We start from the raw sequence: 16467 nt of genomic DNA, 5'->3' as shown, positions 1-16467 counted from the left end.
ATGCTTAAAAACCCGCGCCACGAACGTTTTGCGCAAGGTCTCGCTAAGGGCCTGAGCGGCAAGGCTGCCTACGTCGAAGCCGGTTATCGGTCGACCGGCAATGCCGCTGAAGTCGGAGCAACGAAATTGGTCAGGAATGGTAAGATTGCGGCCCGTGTTGCCGAATTGCAGGCGCGGCAGGTGCGGCGGCTCGATGTGACGGTCGAAAGCATCGTAGCGGAGTTGGAGGAGGCACGCGCGGCTGCGCTGGCCCACAAACAGCTTGCAGCGGCGGTCGCGGCCTCCTTGGGCAAGGCGAAGCTCTTGGGGCTGATTGTCGACCGGGCCGAGGTCGAACAGGTCCAGCGCAAGCCGCTGCGCGAGCCCGGCGAGGCCAAGCAGATGAGCTTGGAGCAGTGGCAGAAAGAATTTGCGCCGAAGATGCTCGATCCGAAGCCCAGCGACGGCGACGGCGCCGCCGAACCGGAGAAGCCGGAGCCGGCGGACGAGATCGGGATCCTCGAAACCATCCGGCGGGCCAAGGCGGCAAGACGTGACAGGTCGACCTCGCCTAGGGGTTAAAGCCCAATCACCCTGAACGACCGAGTTCGACCCAGTTCCTGTGCCCCAGTCGTGCAGCTTCTTCCCCTGCCGCTTGCAGCCGATGTCCGCAACCGCGCCGCTACTGACCAATATGCGACGCGACCGACATCATCGCCTCAGAGTTCGGGTGGGCGCCCAAGCCGCCATCGAAAACCTCGGAGAACGTCCAGCGAACGACGCCGTTGCGGTCGAGCAGAAACTGGCCGGTGAGCTGGCCCACGCCGGTCGCCATCATTTGCTGGTCCGCTTCAGTGATGTCGTAATTGTCTTTTTTGTTCAGATATTCGAGCGTGGCAAACGGATCCATCGGCTCAGGCATTTCGCCCGGCACGTTGAGCCGCATCGCCTTCACATCGCTCATCGAAACCTTTTGCGGCCATGCGCTTTCGCCGTCGGTGATCTGCATATTCGGCAATCCAAAGGCTCGGTGTGACGCCCGCTCCGGATCGGATGCAGCAAGCAAACCAACCATCGGATGGTACCGGAGATAAAGGCGCGCCCGCTCGATGGGCGTGTTCACCACCGTGAGGCTTTCGATGCCCTTTGCGTTGAGGGCGGGTGTGAGCAGCGAAACGGTCGCGATATGACGCCTGCAAAACGGACAATGCAGACCTCGATACAGCCCAACCAGCACTGGCTTCTCGCCGCGGAAATCGTCGATAGCTATCTTGCCCTCGCGAGTAATTGCGTCGAGTACGAAATTGGGCGCTCGTTCGCCCAGTTGCAGAGGGCCTACGTCGGCGCGGTCAGACATGCTTGATCCTCCTCGCGGGTCAATCCAGCAACGAAAGCGCGGGGCTCCAGCCCGTGTTCGGCACACACTTCCTGTGCGTGTTGAAATTGCAATGTAGCACAAGATGGGCGGACGTTGGGGCGCTACCTTAGTGTCGGCACTTTCTGAGCTTGATTTCCGGCCATTTTCGCGTCAAATTTATCAAATGCTGAAGCAATCGATATGGAATTTTGGCGACAAGCTATGACTAGCAAGGTTTTGAGACAGGCTGTGGCTTATCTTCGTACCTCGTCCGCAGCCAACGTTGGCGCCGACAAAGACAGCGAGCGGCGCCAGGGCGAGGCCGTTGAGGCGTTTGCCCGGTCAAACGGCTATGAAATCATCGAGAGCTATTACGACGCGGCGGTGAGTGGCGCCGATGCAGTCACAGCGCGCCCCGGCTTTTCCGCGATGCTCGAGCGGCTCCTGTCAAATGGCGTGCGCACCATCCTCGTCGAGACTGCCTCCCGCTTCGCCCGCGACCTGATCGTTCAGGAGACTGGCTACGAGATGCTGAAATCACGCGGGATCGAGCTGATCGCTGTCGACAGCCCAGACAGTTTTGTCGGCAACACCCCGACGGCGAACCTGATCCGCCAAGTGCTCGGCGCGGTCTCTGAGTTCGAGAAGGCGATGCTGGTGGAGAAGCTCAAGGGTGCCCGCGAGCGCAAGCGCCGCGAGACCGGAAAGAAAGTCGGCGGGCGCCGAAACTATACCGAGATTCTCGGCGGACTTGAGATGATTGCGCTCGCAAAGAAGCTGCACCGGTACCCGGTCAATGGCCACCAGCGCACCTTGGCCGATATTGCGAAGGCGTTGGCGGGGGCCGGGTATCTGTCTAGTGCTGGAACGCAGTACACACCGACTGCCATCTCGCGAATGCTGGCAGCAAGGGTAGGTGAGCGCAGGACGACACAAAAGATCGTAGCCAAGTCATCATCGTCGACGCTTAAACCAATTGCCACCGAGCTGAAAAACGACGCCGAGACCGCGGATCCCTTGATGCGGACACCCCTCGGATCGCGGTGGTAGCCATGCTGCCGATTGTTTTGATTTTTGGGAGGACGGGATGGCTCTTCAGCTCTGGGTCAACGATAGCGGCCACTATTTCGTGGATACTATGCTTGGCGGTATCCAAGTAGGCCAAACTTGGTGCACGCCTTATGGCGACTGGGCGGTTGAGGTTAACGATGAGGAGCTTTCCGCGCCCGACCTCGAGGCAGCAAAGCGGTTGTTTGTCGACCTATATGATCGAGCCAAGGTAATGGTGAGCCCATTCTCCGTTTCGGCCGAAGGAGACGACTTGGAAGCGGATTTCAAAATTATCGACCTGCGCCGATAAAAACGCGCAGGCAATCTGCCATCGTAGCCGCTCCCGGCACCTGCCCCGCCGGGGTGTTGTCGGTGGCGGGGGGTAGGGGTGGCTTGTGGGGCCCCTATCAGGCGCGCCCGTTCGACATCCTCGTTCGCCACGCGACTCATGTAGTCACGCATACTAGTCGCTTGTATGACCCGTAGGTGGTTTCCTTGACGCGGGCGCCAGCGTGTGTGACTCGTCTCTTGGTGCTACCGCATCTGAACCAAACAACGCACCAACAAGAAGGGCCGCATAGCCAGCGAACAATGCCTCAGCGATGCCCAACAGTATCTTAAACTGCTCAAACGATGTGATACCCAAATTTGCTGCCCTAAGGACTACCAAGCCGACTATTGCCACAACGAACATGATCGGGATGAAGGTCGAAATGAAAGAAAATACGAATGTTTGTGGTGCGTCTCGGTGCGGCTGAGTCTTGGCGTCGCGATGCTTGACTGAAAATCGTATGATGCCAGAGGCATAAGCCGCAAACACCGGAGCAACTATAGCCACCGTTGTAGTCGTCTCATCAAATGTGAAACCTCGCAGAAAATAAAGGACTATTACGAGGAATACGGTCAAAATGTTTGAAGTGATGAACACCACCGCCACGAAACCAGCCAAAAAGCGCTCGCTCACGTCATCCCCCTAAATAAGTTTGCAGTGCAGTGGTCAGTTCGTCTGAATACTTTTGGAGTTGTTCAAAATAGTCACGATCCATATCGCTATAACTTTCTTTGGACGGGCGAATCGAACCGATACCGCCAGCATACCGTCCGGTCGTATTGATAAAGAATTCTGTTTTCTGACGATCCTCTGAGAACACGCAATTAACTAGCAACACTTCCCAGAAGCCTTCAGCCGGAAGAACCTCCCCACGCAAACCATCAATCATTATCGAGACTCGTTTTTCGCTCTTTTTTAATATTATTACGTCAGCCTTGCTAAGATAATCTTGCTTGAAAAACTCAACAGCCCTTTCGACGGTTGTAGTCGCCCTGGTCGATGCGGGGAGCACTGGTACTCTCGGTTGTCGATTAAGTGCCTCGTACTCCGCGACAAGGCCCTGACTGTCCACTGCTGCCAACTCAAGTCGTGCGCGGGACGCCTCAGCGACTTCCGGCAGCCGTTTTAGAAATCTTACCCACGCCTCTTCCGATCCCACATCTACACTTATCGTGTAGTACGTCTCGTCGCTATGGCCGATGACCTCGGTCTTCATGAAAGCGTGAAGATCATAGGATGCGCTCAGCCTCTCACGTCCTTCATCTGCTCGACCAATACGGAATTGAACGGAAATATAGCCGGGAGAAAGTATGGCTCCTCCGCACACCACACCGGCATTTTCAGATGCGGCGCAATGGGGAGAGGACTTAAAAGAGCGATACATCACACCGTTGGCGGCGCGGTAAATATACACCGCTGTTCCGCCATTGCAGTTCAGATTGCGAGCCCCCGTAACATGCGTCTTCAGATCGTCAAAAGACGAGTATTCGATGGCGAGAGCGGGAGCCTTATTAGATAGAACGACAAGAACTGTGGATGTGTCTGTGGGCGTAACGTGGATACTCTTGTTCTGACCCTCAATGTATTCGGCCATAGCACGGCAAAAACCTGAGGCTGCCAACACGCGGGCTGTGCTGTCGGCGTCGATAGTTGGGATCTCCGGGTAGTTCTCCATGGAGGATGAGGCACTAAGGCCGCAAAATACCCCAAGAAGCACAATACCGGCAGTAAGAAATAGCTGGGAGGCGCCTAGGGCACGCCAAGCGCCCTGCGCCTGTTGGGAGGAGTAAGGACCGAATTTGAACTGAGATCGGCTCATTTGCCCACGTGCCGCTTCAACAGAAGGTGTTTATGCTAGTCCCTCTGCAGGGGCGAATGCTGGAAACCGGGGCTCCCCACAGTTGACATGTCGGCAAGCCTCGTCGAGTGCATGTTGAAGGGTCTTTCGCTCTTCGGAGCTCTCCCACAGTTCTTTTATGTGGTTCTTTCGCCGCTCTTGAGCTTTGGCCCGGGCGCGATCGCGCCCATTGCGGTCAAAGGGTACCCGCGTGTAGCTAGCAACGTCAACGAATTGTCGGTCAAAATAGTACCCGACGGTAGCGACGAGACCTTCCCCAGCGCCTACCTCGGCTGTCTCGAAGACCCCGCCGCTAAATCGCCGGGCGTTTATTGTCTCAACACCGGCTAGAGCACCCTGAGTTCCATCTCTGATCAAAACGAACTGCTCAAGTGCGCTATCAAAATCACTGGCCTTGCGCAGTTTCGTTAGCTCGATATGCGCAAATGCCCGGGCACAACTGACGAGCAGCCATGCGACAAAAAACTTATGATATTCTATATCAACCGGAGCGAAATCTCTTATCCTTCGGGCAAGCTCTGTCTGAGCACTAATGCCGTCTATAGATGTAATATCCTGAAGTCGCTTGTATTCTTCTCTTCCTCTGTCATAGCTCCTGAATACTTCTATTATTGCAGTCGCAGCGTCCAGCAGCCGTTCATCGTTCACCTCCCGAATGGTCGAGAGTATCTCCACTTTTGCAGCATTGATTGCCTCGAGGATTCGCCTTTCCATGCGTTCAAATCGCTCGGCCTGCTCCCTCTGCGCGTACTGATCGGCGGCGTAGGTCGCGACCGCTTTGATTACGCCAAGAGCAACCTCGGTATACATCTGTTTCTCCCTTCAATAATACAACATAGTATTCATGCACGCCCTCATTGCGATTGCAATCAGATTGTTGGGCCGTCTCGAAATCGCCCTGGGGTCGAGATATTCCTAGTGTGGGGGTTCGACTTGTGTTTAACTTTGGTTGGAGTTTGGGGAGGGTTAACATGCGTCTTGGGGAACTCTATGCATTCAGTCGCGATACCAGAACCATTAGGGTCGGTCAGATTGGCCGGCGGGTCCGAAAGATTCTGGACCCAAACGGAACCATAGGGGTCAATACAACGGACCCGCTAACCAAATTCTTCGCCGGTGGCAACCCGGCGAATATATTGCCCAACATGATCAATAGCGATCCCGCATTCAGGGCCGACTTCAACGCCGTGAATGGAATGGGCATCTCAGTTGGCGAATTGCGCGACGCCGAAACCGTCCTCGATGTCATCACCGTGATTGTGGACGAGTATCAGGACCACAGTTGGAACGTGAGGGCCGGATGAGCGCTCGCTGTTCGACCGCCGGTCTGTCGGCAATTCTCTGGCTCGTTCTGCATTCACCCGCGGCGGGCCAAGATACTGATGCCTCCCGCTTCGATCTCGATCGAGACGGTTTTCTTGAGGCGGGTAAGGAGATGCATGTGCTCGCCCTCCACATCTCGAGTCCGATCCTGAGGCAGTACGACAACGCTCCGCTCGACGGCCGGCTGAGCGACAACGAGATCGCCATGATCTATGCCGACGCGGAGAAGAAAGCCGTCTCTCGCGCCGTCCTTGGCGTGCTTGCGCTCGTCGACGACAAACTTCTAGAGAACGACCGCGCCCCCGTCGGCGAGATCAAGATCCCTGACCTAACAAGCATCGACGAGGCGCTAGATACCGCGACCAAGCAGCTCGATCCGGAATGTGAGGTGAAAGATCGGTTTTTCATCAGGCGCGACAAGATCGACATGTCGATATACAATAAGAAACTCGGCGTGAAGGAAAAGGCGGGAGCGTCGTTTGTACTTGACCGGGACTTTGTGGACAATGTGACCTCGGCGACGATAGATGCCGCCGCCGCGTTCGTCCTGTTCCGCAACACGTGCCGCGACTTTGGTCCCGGCAATGACTTGGATGACGCGTTCGCCTCGGGCTTTTCTCTCGCGACTTACGCGGACCTGGCCGGCAACATCGGCTTTGACGAACCTTCGAGAGGCAATGCTCAATTCGGCCTTGACGGGCAACTTGAGCTTCAGGGCGGGCTGTTTCGCTACCAGTATCTGACGGCGGGCGTGTACGTCCTGACTGATTTCGACGGCAATGGTTTCGCTTATGGCGGCGAGTTCACATGGGAACCGGTCGACGAGCGTCTCCACATGGGCATCACGCGCCGCGGAAACCCGTGGCTCGAATGGTATTGGTCGCCAATCTTCCGAGTAGATGGCCTGCGCACGGTTGATGCGGGGAGCTTCAACCTCGACCCCGAATCCAACTATGTCTGGCTCGGAGCCGATATCGAATTCACGGCGAATCTGCTGCCGTCGATGTTCGACCAGCGTCTGTACGCCAAGGCCTTCGCCAATCTCTACTGGGAAGCCGTCACCTATGAGTTCACTGACCAATATGGCGCGGGTCTGTTCTATAACATCGATCCGGCCGGTTTTACTTCAGTCTCGACGGAGTATGTTTACGGCACAGACCGGAAAGAGCGCGTACATGAAGAGGCTCTCACGATGCGCTTGAACTTCAAATACTGAGCCAACCAGTCGCGCGATCAACTTTGCGCCACCCCTATCGGGCGTAGTTGCGGGGGAACTCAGGCGCGTCGATACCGGCGAAATGGGTGTGCGGCCGTCCATGCGAGCGGTGTCGAGAGTAAATTCCCATCTAGCAAAAGCCTGTCGGCGCTCTCGCTACTAGATAGCGGACGTTCGATACCTGCCAACGTCCCCCTCGCGCAGTTCGGACTCCGCGCCCGTTCAGGGCATCGGCAATCCCCCGATAGCTCGTTGCGGCAGCCTCGCTCAGCCTGGCGATGGTCGGGTAGAACTCCTGCCGCGTAGTGGTTGGCCGCATCGACCTGAGCCTGCCGCCCTGCCAATGCCGCATCGCTCGCATTCCGCGGATTGCCCAGCTTCGCCCCGCACATATCTGGTATGACGGTGGGGAGCAGGGCTACCCTTCTCGCAATCGGCCCTTGGGATGTCTGCCCGCCGCCGACCTGGGGCGAATTCTTCACCAGGAAGGCATTGCATACGCCACCGAACTCGAATTCCACGCTATCTGGGAAAAGCACGGGATCGGCCCGGAGGATTACGACGAATCGGGTTGACGGGTGGTTCTGGGAAATCCGCTTCGATCTCGAGACCGGCCCGTGCGCCAAGGCCTACCACCGGCTGAAGAAACTTGATCTTGGTCCAAAGCTCAGGCGCGGGAGCGATGAGCCACATCTGATATTCTGCGAGGGCGACGTCGCCAACGACGACAGCCGGTGGGTTGATGCAAGGGATCAACTCACCGTTGGGGTGTACCCAACGGACACTATGCTGGTTTTCCTCCCACGATTTTGGGGATGATAGCAGACAGGAACACGCCGCTCCGGCGACGGTCGACACCCGCCCCGGGGGGTGTCGGCGGCGGGGGCGGGGGTGGCATGTGGGGCAATGCTAGTCGGATATGCGGTGTGCGACAGCTAAAATTCCTGCGTCTGCTTTCGCCCAGAGCCGCACATGGATCATCCGACGATAAATGACCAGGTCAGCGCCGTTCCCGATCGTAGGCCGTTCTCTCCGATAGTTCTGAAACTGGGCAGAAATGGAGGGACGTCCCGCCTATCGCGTGGGAAGCAGGAGAGCACGCGCGTTTGCTGGTCACCGTCCCTCCGTCCGGAACGAGTAACAAATAAAGTGTTCATGCTGCTTAGGGCGGATTGATCTGGCGGCAAATCTGCTCTTCTTGGATAAGGAAGCCTAGGCGCGACTCGTCGCATCATTTGGATGGTTTTGTATTTGCCGAGGAGGGGTTGGAAATTCTAGTGGCTGCATCGACAAGGACGGGCGAGCTGCAAGAGCAGTCTTTGCCGCTCATAAAATGCTGGCCGCTAGATCCTGACGGGCCGCTTCCGCCTCAGCTGATCGACGCTGATGTTGTTCGCTCAGCGATATTTGAAACCTTGCCGGCCCTTCGCAAGTGGTCAACCTCGGCTGTACGGCAGGCGCTCAAGCACAACGCCAAGCGACTTGGCCTTACGGTGGAGAGAACGACGCAAACCAGTGGCGACCCGCAGCCGCTGCGCGACCGCGCCCTTGCCCTAGCCTTCGCCGACAGTCCCATCGGGCGCGCGCAACTTCCTTCCATCGACGTGTACGTAGACGACTACGCGCGCGGCCGGCAGCGCCGACGAAGTTTTCCGATCGAAAGCACGCTGCCAGACCTGATATGGAGCTGGCACTGCAACAATCCAGCGTTCGACGCGCTGACGAAATGGGCACTAGACGTGAGCATCCCGCGCCCTGACCTCAACCAGAATGGCTATTTTATCACATTCGACGTTTTCGTTGGCGCAGCGGTCAATGGGAAACTTCCTACACCCGTCGAGAATCCTGATCTGGGGAGAGCGCTTCTCCTGTTTGCCTCGAAACTGCCGCGCGAAGAGGCGATCCAATTGCTTCAGGGTGCGGCCGAGCTCGGCGTCATCTGTTTCTCCGAACTCCGCGACGAACATGCAAGTGTTGCGCCCGCCGTTCCGGTTGATAGCCCGGCACCTGGGATCGAATTGATGCCGCAGCCGCAGGTGGAGGATGATGCGCAACGAGCGACGCAGTGGGAGTTCCGTCCTCGGTTGATCATGGCAACGCTAGCAGATTGCGCTCTCGCTGAGCTTGCGCCAGCGCGATCTGACATGATCGAAGCGATCGAAATCCTACGACGCAGGAAGGCGGAAGCGAGCGATGCTGAAGAAGCTATACGCGGGCTTCCATCGACAATTGCGATAGCCAAGATCGTGGCGCTGCCGTCGAGCGACTATGATGAGTTTCTGAGCATCATCAAGCAAGTTCGAACGGGCCGCGAGCAACTTGCGACAGAGCTGGAAGCCCGGCGCGCGCAGGTTCGGCGGCAGCTCGAGCGCGCACTTGGCATCGCGCAAGCACCAGTTGCGGGATGGTTGGTGCAGCTGGTTGACCAGGCGTCGCCCGACCAGTTGTGCGACCTTGCCATACGCGTCGACGGAATGGATCAACTCGTATCCGCGCGGCTTACGCCCCAAGAGCAGGGCTTGTGGGCCCCGATTGTCGCCCAGGCGAAAGATTTTCACCAGTTGGTGGACGCATATCGCCGTCTACCGTCCCTGAGGGCAGAAATAGCTGCGCACGCCGATGCAGAGGCGGCGTTCGTTGCCGAGGCCAAGGTCTTTCTAAAGGCTAGCCCTCCAGGGTCGGCGGCGGAGTGGCTGTTGGGGCTTAGCAGTCTCGAGATAGCGAGCTTGCTGCGTGAAATGCCAGCCCAGCAGTGGTCTGTGCAGCGCAGTCTGCTCTTTCGGCTTGGCTTTGAGACGGGCGCGGCGTTTATCGACTTCTGCCAGCGCGCGCTGGCAGAAGAGGAGGATCTCCACGCTCGTCGCGCCGCTTTGACCTTCTTCAATCCGGCCTCCGTGGCGATCGATCAGCATCCGGTCTTGCAACGCATCATGGCTGCTGAGCGGTTCCTTGATCTTGTCGAGTTCGGTCCGCTCGCCGCGATCACCGATCCGACCAGCCGGCTGGGAGATGCAGAGCTAGTCGGGAACCCCATTGCGGAACTCGTAGGCGCAATCGTGAGGCATCTTGATGTTGTCGGCGCAGGTGCAGAGCTCAAACGCCTTGCTCGTGCCGACCGGCCGCTCGACGACGGCGCCGCGCAAGCGCTGCTGGTATTCGCGACGACCTCGCTAGGTTCGGCCAACATCTACTATCAGCTCAAGGAGATCGCGCGGGAGCAGTTCTTCGCGCCTATTTTTCACGGCGGCAAGATTGTCCCGGCCGAAGCCATGAGGCTCGCGCAGACATTCAATGTCGAGGACGCTCTGAGCTATGCCGTGGAAACGATAAAAGAGACGGTTGCAAGGTCGGCCAGGGTAGAGAAGCGCCATGAAGCAGCGCTGGAGCGCTACCTCCGAATAGGAGGTGATCTGCTCAATGCTTATGCTGCCGTAGTACGACCGGATAATCAAAGCCGCCGTCGCGCATTCAAGCGTTCTCTCCTTGAGCACGTCTCCACGCTCTCCACCGCGCCCGGCCCCCGAGGCGGCAAAGCATGGCTCGAGCAGCAGATCCGTTCGATGCTTCTCGATCCCGATGGAGACGACCTTCAGCCTACCTTGTTGGGCGATGCGACGCCTCTTTCGCAGCAGTATTGGACCGAAGCTGACAGCTTGCGCGTGCAGGAGTCTCTGCTACTGCCGGAGTTCTATCTCGAGGACCCCTTGACGCGCCTTGACGTGTGCGCGCTCAGCCTCCGCTGCTGGGCAGCGGACGAGTCGCCGACGGCTTCAATCGTCGTCGAGGAACTGCTCTCGCGAGAGCGGTACCCCGCTGCCATCTCGCTCGTTGAGCAGGCGCCGCTCGCTGAAGACGTTCGCACGGCGCTCCGAGACCGTGTGACAACGTCCATTACCGTAGCAGCCGCCCCCCTCAGACAGCAGCTGGCGGAGTTGGAGACGAGGTTTGGCGAGGATGTGGTCGCGGCATCGATCGGGGGCCAAGGTATTAGGGCGGCGCTCGATAGAACCGACTTGGCCGACGCTTGCGCCTATCTGGAGCTGACTGAGCTCGAACTCACCGAAGCTGAAGAGCGCGGTCCAAGGCCGCTGTCAGAAGCGCCGTTCGACCCCGAGGCGAATGAGCTGCTGCGCATCTTGCTCAAGGCGGGCGTCGAAGGGGTGAGCGCCTCATGGACCGCGAAGGACCTCGAAGCGCGATGGCGCACGGAACTGCAGCAGCGCGTCGGGGAACGGTCACACCTGCTTCTCGTAGAACGAGCGCTTCATCCTGCGCTCGATAACCCCGCCATCGGCGCGGAAGTGCGGAGCTTTGTTGCCCAGACGGAGAACCCGGATCTGTGGTTGCCCGCTGATCGTGCTCGGGACCTAGTGGACCTATTGGAGGCGCCCGCCGGGAAGTTGAGGACTTGGATCGAGTCCTCCGCAGCTTTTGAAGCCAGGGCGCGCACTTCGATCGTAGATATAGTTCGCTGGTTCCAACGCTTTATCGTTGAGCAATCCACCACGCTCAAGGCGATCGGCGAAGGCGAGGACATCTATAATGTCCTGGAGCACGTCCTCGAGGCGAGCGATTGCATAGACCAGTCGCCTGATCCCGTCAGCTGCTTCCATGCGTTGATCGCAATCGGCGAGGTGGAGGAGGGATCGCCCGATGAGATGATGGGTGCCGCGATCTCCGCAGCCGCCCCCTCGTCGCAAAGCCCAGAGCTTGCCGCCATTGTTGAGAGAGGGAACTGGGCGGCGCTGTCGGCCAACTGCCGGGGCCTTCGGAGCCAAGCCAGTCAGGAAGAGGCACGGCGGCTCGATGATCTCGCTGAGTTCGGGGATACGCTGCTCGCGCTGGAGAAAAAGAACACTATGGCGGCGGCTCCGGGCCTAGTCGGGTCAGCACGGCTACTTGGGGCCGGCGGACAGGTTGTCAGCCGAGCTCTGCCGCTCAAGCGCCAGCTTGACATCGCCGCTCGGTTTCTTGCCGCAGCGCTGGCGGCGGGACAGAGTCCAGGCGCTGAGCCCGCCAATCCCGCGCCCGATGGCTCCTGGGCCCCCTTGTTTGGTCGGCGCGGCGAACTGATCGGCGTTCTGCAAGGCGCCTCTCAAGCGACCAGGGTCCTTGAGCAGCTCTGCATGGGCGTGTTGGGGCGTGACGTGATCGATCTGATTTGGGAAGCGCCGACCAAAACCGCGGATCCCGGCCAGCTGCGTGCTGCGTTTCTTACGTTTCTCCATGACAAGCGCCTTGACGAACACATCCTCTTCCTGGCGCAGAGGCACGATCCGGGCATCAGGCCGCGCCTAGGACAGCTGCTCGAACTGCGCGCGGTCGCCGCGCAACGTCCGGACCTCATCCCCATGTCGGAAGCAGTCGCCGAGCAAGTCGCCGGATCGGCCCGGACGCTACCCTTCCGATTGTTTGTCAAGAACCTGCCCAGCGCAGGCGTGTCGCTGGACGTGGATCTCGACGTTGAGGTTGAGAAGGACATCGTCCTGCGATTCGATCAGCGCCAGCCCAACAACGTGATAGTCGCGGTGTCGGTTCGGCCTCGCGGCATGGTGCCCGAGCGCCTCGAGTTCAATTTGTTCCCGGAGGACGATGTGAGCTTTACAGATGGCTCGCGGCGCCTCACCGTATCAGACCAACCGATTTACATGCCCGGCGAGTGGTCGGTGACGATCGCATTCGGCGAGAGCTGGCGTGGCGCAGAACTGGAAAAGGACAGTTTCCGGCTGCGCGCGAGCGCCCGCCTGCTGACCGGCGAGCTTGTCAACCGAGACGTTCTCTGCTCGCTCATGCGCGTGAGCCGCGAGGCGAGCGGTTTGCGGCGAATTGACAACGAGACGCTCCTAGATACCTACCCCGGCGTCGAGAGCACACCGGCGCAGGACGACGCGTTCATCGGGCGGTTCGAAGAGTTGGAGCAGCTCACCGAATCGCTGGTCGCGGCGCGACGGCCAAGTCCAGTGCTTCTTACAGGAATGCGCCGCATCGGCAAAACCTCACTGCTCTATGCTTTCCATGCACAGCACCGGCGTCTCGTACCGAACGGAACGGTGACGGTCTACTTCTCAATCGCTGAGAAGCGCGCCGCGCTGATGGATCCCGAACGCGACGTCGGCAGCGTGATCTATTCGACGATCTTGCATGCACTCAGCAAAAGGCGCTTTGGCCTTCACGATCATAATCGCCATGTCGGCGAGAAGCTACAGCAGCATTTTGGCGGGGAGAAGGACGCAGTCCGAAAGGCGCTCGCGGACCTGCGTGAGCCCGACAGCTTAGCCGACAGCCTGATCCTACTCAGCGAAGCATTGCTGAAGTGTCTTGGTGGTGTCAGTCGGGTTGTCTACCTAATCGACGAGGCGGAAACCTTAGTCCTTCCGTATCGAGCTGGCGGCGCGAAGCGGCTGGAACTGGAGCAATTCCTCCAAAGCATGCGTGAGGTCTCGCAATCCTCACCTGCTGTCGGACTCCTGCTGTCGGGGAGCAATCACATCGCCGAATTTGCAAAATCCTACAAGAACGCCTTCTTCGGCAGCTCGCGGCAAGTCGAGCTTGGCGGCATCTTCGACTACGAACTCGCCCGCCGCATGGTCGCGCCCGATAAACTTCAGCCTTATGTGCGGTTTGACGCAGAGGCCGTACGCCATGCTATCTATATGTGCGCTGGGATGCCGCAGTTTATGTGGCAGGTCGGCGCGGCGACTACCGCCTTGGTCCGCTCGGGTCCGGTTACGCGGTCCGATGTTCGACGCGGAGTTGCCGCGATTATCGCTGACCGCATCTCGGAGCTGCCGTTTAAGGCATACAATGTGCTCGAGCCCATCGAGCACATGCTCGGTCTGCAGGGGGAGCGCGAGCAGGACCTCCTCTGGCTTCTCCTGTGGCGCGTCGCGAACTCAAGCTCGCTTGTCGCCGATGAAGCGCAGCAGCACTTCATCATTGACCAATCCTTGCTTGAACTCGATGATCCGGATGCGTGGAAACAGCGACTTATCAAGCTCGTCGACCTGAATATCCTCGAGATGCCTCGCCAAGCGATGTACCGGTTCAGGGTCCCCATTTTCGCCGAAGGCTTTCGCGCGCTGCGGCATCGACAGAACTACAATCTGCGCCATCAGCGAGCGGGCGCTTGAGGACCGACGTCAGCTGGTTCGCCGGACGCGTGGCGACGACCTGGGCCGTCCAACCCGGCCGATCCTTCCTCCTCGTCGTTCCGGCTGGATGCGATATGGACGGTGCGGCCAAGAGCGTCAAGATATGGTGTGCGGAGAACATCCGGCTGCCGGGAGGCAGCGACAATCAACGCACTGCGCTCGTTTCGCTCACGGTTGACAATGTCAGCTCGACCCGCCACTTCGTGCATCGGCTGGGTCGGCAGCTAGCCAAATTCGATGCCAGCGTGACCGGCTCAGAGGAGTATCCCTCCGACCAGCTGATGGCCTTAATCGAGAGCGCGCATGAGCAAGGGCTCCATCCGGTCGTCATCATCAACCGGTTTCACGCATTCGCCCGCATCGCTGACGATCATCTGCTTTCAATGCTTTCGACAATGCGCTCTCTCGAACATGACGGTCTACTGACGACGCTTGCATTCTCAACATTGCGCTATCAGGCGCTGCGCACGAAGCTCAGCCGGGCGGGCCATTTCCCCTTCGTGAACTCGGCCTATGGGGACAACCACGACGAAGTAGCTTTGCGCCCGATCACGCGCGACGACTTCATTAGCGCCGCCTCCGCTGCTGGGCTCACGACCGCCGAGGGTTACCAGCTTCATCGGTACGCAGGCGGGCCGGACAAGGTGTTCGAGGCGTTGCTGACCTGCGGCAACGATGGCCTACCAGGCGTCGCGGAGCGGGCGTGCGCATTGATCGGCAACCAGCTCGAAACCTTCTTCGAGAACGCGATCGATCCAGAGTTGCCGGACTGCGATGAACTGCGGGTCCGGCTGGCGACTGGCCAGCTTCAGCCATCCCAGGAAGACTATCTCGAAAACACGGAAAGCGCCGGCTTTCTTGTGCGAAGGACCTCCTCGGGTCGGCTAATCGCCACATCGCCCGTGCTTAGCCGCCTTCTGCTAAGGGGCAGGGATGGTCCTTGGCGCCGCTACACCGAGGTGCTCGAGCATCTTTACGCTGAGGACTTTAGTGCGGCCGCCGCGATGGTTTCTCTGCTCGACCAGCGTTCGCCGCACCTCAAGGTATTTGCACAGCTGGTCGACATGCTGCGAGCGGTCTACGCCGAGAACATTGGCCTGCTTGGGATTGACTGGACGACAATCGAGCGCATCGGCCAGGCGCTTCTCACCGAAAGGTCACCGATTGGGCGGCACGCCGAGTGGGTGCGGGCGCTTGTCGGCTGGGCACGTCGAGTGAAGGCGGCGGTAGACACCAGCATCAGCCCTGACGTGCGGCTGGACGTTCTTGCGCGAGGCGCGACCGACGAAGAGGTAAAGAAACTCTTTGTCTTCGTCGTGGCGACCTTTCTCAAGAAGGCTGGACGGAGCGATTCCCCGACTAGGCGGGTGCGGGACGCGGCTGTTGTCCCCGAATCAATTCTGCAGGCGCTCGCCTATTCGCTCGGGCTCGACGTGCGCTCAGCTCCAGATCGGCTTCCTGAGCTCGACTATCAGATCTACTTCGGCCGGAAGGATGCCTTCCAGCCGCCTGTGCCCGGGCAGCCGATCACCATGACTCAGCTGCTGGTCATCGTGCCAGCGCTGGTCGCAGGCGCGCGCAACAGCGACGCGTCCACGCTGGGGCTTACAGATGCGGGACACGTCGTTCCTCTCCATGAGAAGCTGGTTGTCCGTTTCCGCAATGCGGCTTCCCATACCTACACCGAAGCGACTGAGAAAGATGCGCACTATCTCTATTCGATCTGCGGCGCGTGGTTGGAGGATCTGAAGATTATCTGGAATCTCGCGGATCTGGATGAGACAGCAATGCGACCCGTGCCGCCGACGGCAGAGGATCTCGCCCAGCTACTTTACGGCGAGGACCGACCGTACTTCGAGGCGACGTCTGCATAAATCCGGATCGATTCATACAGGAGACAGATCGCGAAGGTGTACGAGGCGATCCTTAACGCGATCGTTCATCACGACGCGAGCATCGCGGATTAGCCTCGCTGGTGCTCCTTGCCCGACATGAACTCAAAGAGCCATCTTGCAGCGGTCAAGCGCACCGTGTGACGTCGTTTTCGGTTTCACTCCACCTTCAAACGCACAAGTTCAGGATCGTGGTTACTTTGTCGCGACGTAGTCTGGTGAGAATTCACATACAGAGTGTTCATGGTGGCTGAATGGCCCTCGCCTAAGAGAACGAGGGCATGGTCCAGCGATTGCGAATTGCCTTCAA

At 59.0% G+C, this 16467-nt stretch carries 13 protein-coding genes; 8 read left to right on the top strand and 5 right to left on the bottom strand.

Going from position 1 to position 16467, the window contains the following annotated elements:
• Positions 1-561 carry a terminase small subunit gene (locus NKJ67_RS13230; protein WP_352581594.1) on the top strand — a complete coding sequence of 187 codons (561 nt, stop codon included), beginning with the start codon at positions 1-3 and terminating at the stop codon, positions 559-561.
• Positions 562-661: 100 nt separating this feature from the next.
• On the opposite strand, the gene NKJ67_RS13225 is transcribed toward NKJ67_RS13230, so the two are convergent.
• A complete protein-coding gene (locus tag NKJ67_RS13225) occupies positions 662-1336 on the bottom strand; it encodes a peroxiredoxin-like family protein (RefSeq protein ID WP_352581593.1) in 675 nt (224 codons plus the stop codon).
• Positions 1337-1558: 222 nt separating this feature from the next.
• On the opposite strand from NKJ67_RS13225, the gene NKJ67_RS13220 reads away from it, so the two are divergent.
• Both NKJ67_RS13220 and NKJ67_RS13215 read left to right on the top strand, forming a co-directional pair.
• Complete coding sequence (locus tag NKJ67_RS13220) at positions 1559-2386, top strand: recombinase family protein (protein ID WP_352581592.1); 828 nt, start codon at positions 1559-1561, stop codon at positions 2384-2386.
• Positions 2387-2423: 37 nt separating this feature from the next.
• The gene (locus NKJ67_RS13215; protein WP_352581591.1) at positions 2424-2696 is read left to right on the top strand and encodes a hypothetical protein; all 273 of its coding nucleotides are present in this window, start codon (positions 2424-2426) and stop codon (positions 2694-2696) included.
• A gap of 153 nt (positions 2697-2849) precedes the next feature.
• Here the strand turns inward: NKJ67_RS13215 and NKJ67_RS13210 are convergent, their stop codons facing one another.
• The 3 genes from NKJ67_RS13210 to NKJ67_RS13200 are packed head-to-tail and all read right to left on the bottom strand — an operon-like array spanning position 2850 to position 5385.
• On the bottom strand, positions 2850-3350 hold the full coding sequence (locus tag NKJ67_RS13210; protein WP_352581590.1) for a hypothetical protein: 501 nt from the start codon (positions 3348-3350) through the stop codon (positions 2850-2852).
• 1 nt (position 3351) lies between these two features.
• On the bottom strand, positions 3352-4536 hold the full coding sequence (locus NKJ67_RS13205) for a hypothetical protein (protein WP_352581589.1): 1185 nt from the start codon (positions 4534-4536) through the stop codon (positions 3352-3354).
• Positions 4537-4566: 30 nt separating this feature from the next.
• Complete coding sequence (locus NKJ67_RS13200; RefSeq protein ID WP_352581588.1) at positions 4567-5385, bottom strand: hypothetical protein; 819 nt, start codon at positions 5383-5385, stop codon at positions 4567-4569.
• Positions 5386-5546: 161 nt separating this feature from the next.
• Here NKJ67_RS13200 and NKJ67_RS13195 point away from each other — a divergent pair, with 161 nt between their 5' ends.
• Both NKJ67_RS13195 and NKJ67_RS13190 read left to right on the top strand, forming a co-directional pair.
• Complete coding sequence (locus NKJ67_RS13195; RefSeq protein WP_352581586.1) at positions 5547-5879, top strand: hypothetical protein; 333 nt, start codon at positions 5547-5549, stop codon at positions 5877-5879.
• The gene (locus tag NKJ67_RS13190; protein WP_352581585.1) at positions 5876-7114 is read left to right on the top strand and encodes a hypothetical protein; all 1239 of its coding nucleotides are present in this window, start codon (positions 5876-5878) and stop codon (positions 7112-7114) included. Before NKJ67_RS13195 ends, NKJ67_RS13190 begins: the two co-directional genes overlap by 4 nt.
• Positions 7115-7244: 130 nt before the next feature.
• Here NKJ67_RS13190 and NKJ67_RS13185 read toward each other — a convergent pair whose 3' ends face one another.
• Complete coding sequence (locus NKJ67_RS13185; RefSeq protein WP_352581647.1) at positions 7245-7433, bottom strand: recombinase family protein; 189 nt, start codon at positions 7431-7433, stop codon at positions 7245-7247.
• Between NKJ67_RS13185 and NKJ67_RS13180 the strand changes: the two genes are divergently transcribed.
• The 3 genes from NKJ67_RS13180 to NKJ67_RS13170 all read left to right on the top strand — a co-directional run bounded on the left by NKJ67_RS13180 (position 7420) and on the right by NKJ67_RS13170 (position 16139).
• Complete coding sequence (locus NKJ67_RS13180) at positions 7420-7689, top strand: hypothetical protein (RefSeq protein WP_352581649.1); 270 nt, start codon at positions 7420-7422, stop codon at positions 7687-7689. The two genes, NKJ67_RS13185 and NKJ67_RS13180, sit on opposite strands and share 14 nt — an antisense overlap.
• Positions 7690-8391: 702 nt before the next feature.
• Positions 8392-14244, top strand: coding sequence for an ATP-binding protein (locus NKJ67_RS13175; RefSeq protein WP_352581584.1), 5853 nt, complete (start codon positions 8392-8394; stop codon positions 14242-14244).
• A gap of 95 nt (positions 14245-14339) precedes the next feature.
• Complete coding sequence (locus tag NKJ67_RS13170; RefSeq protein WP_352581583.1) at positions 14340-16139, top strand: hypothetical protein; 1800 nt, start codon at positions 14340-14342, stop codon at positions 16137-16139.
• Positions 16140-16467 lie beyond the last annotated feature (328 nt).

It is taken from the genome of Mesorhizobium sp. M0088 (assembly GCF_040322895.1).
In the GTDB taxonomy this organism is placed as follows: domain Bacteria; phylum Pseudomonadota; class Alphaproteobacteria; order Rhizobiales; family Rhizobiaceae; genus Mesorhizobium.
This window is presented reverse-complemented; position numbering and strand designations above follow the sequence as displayed.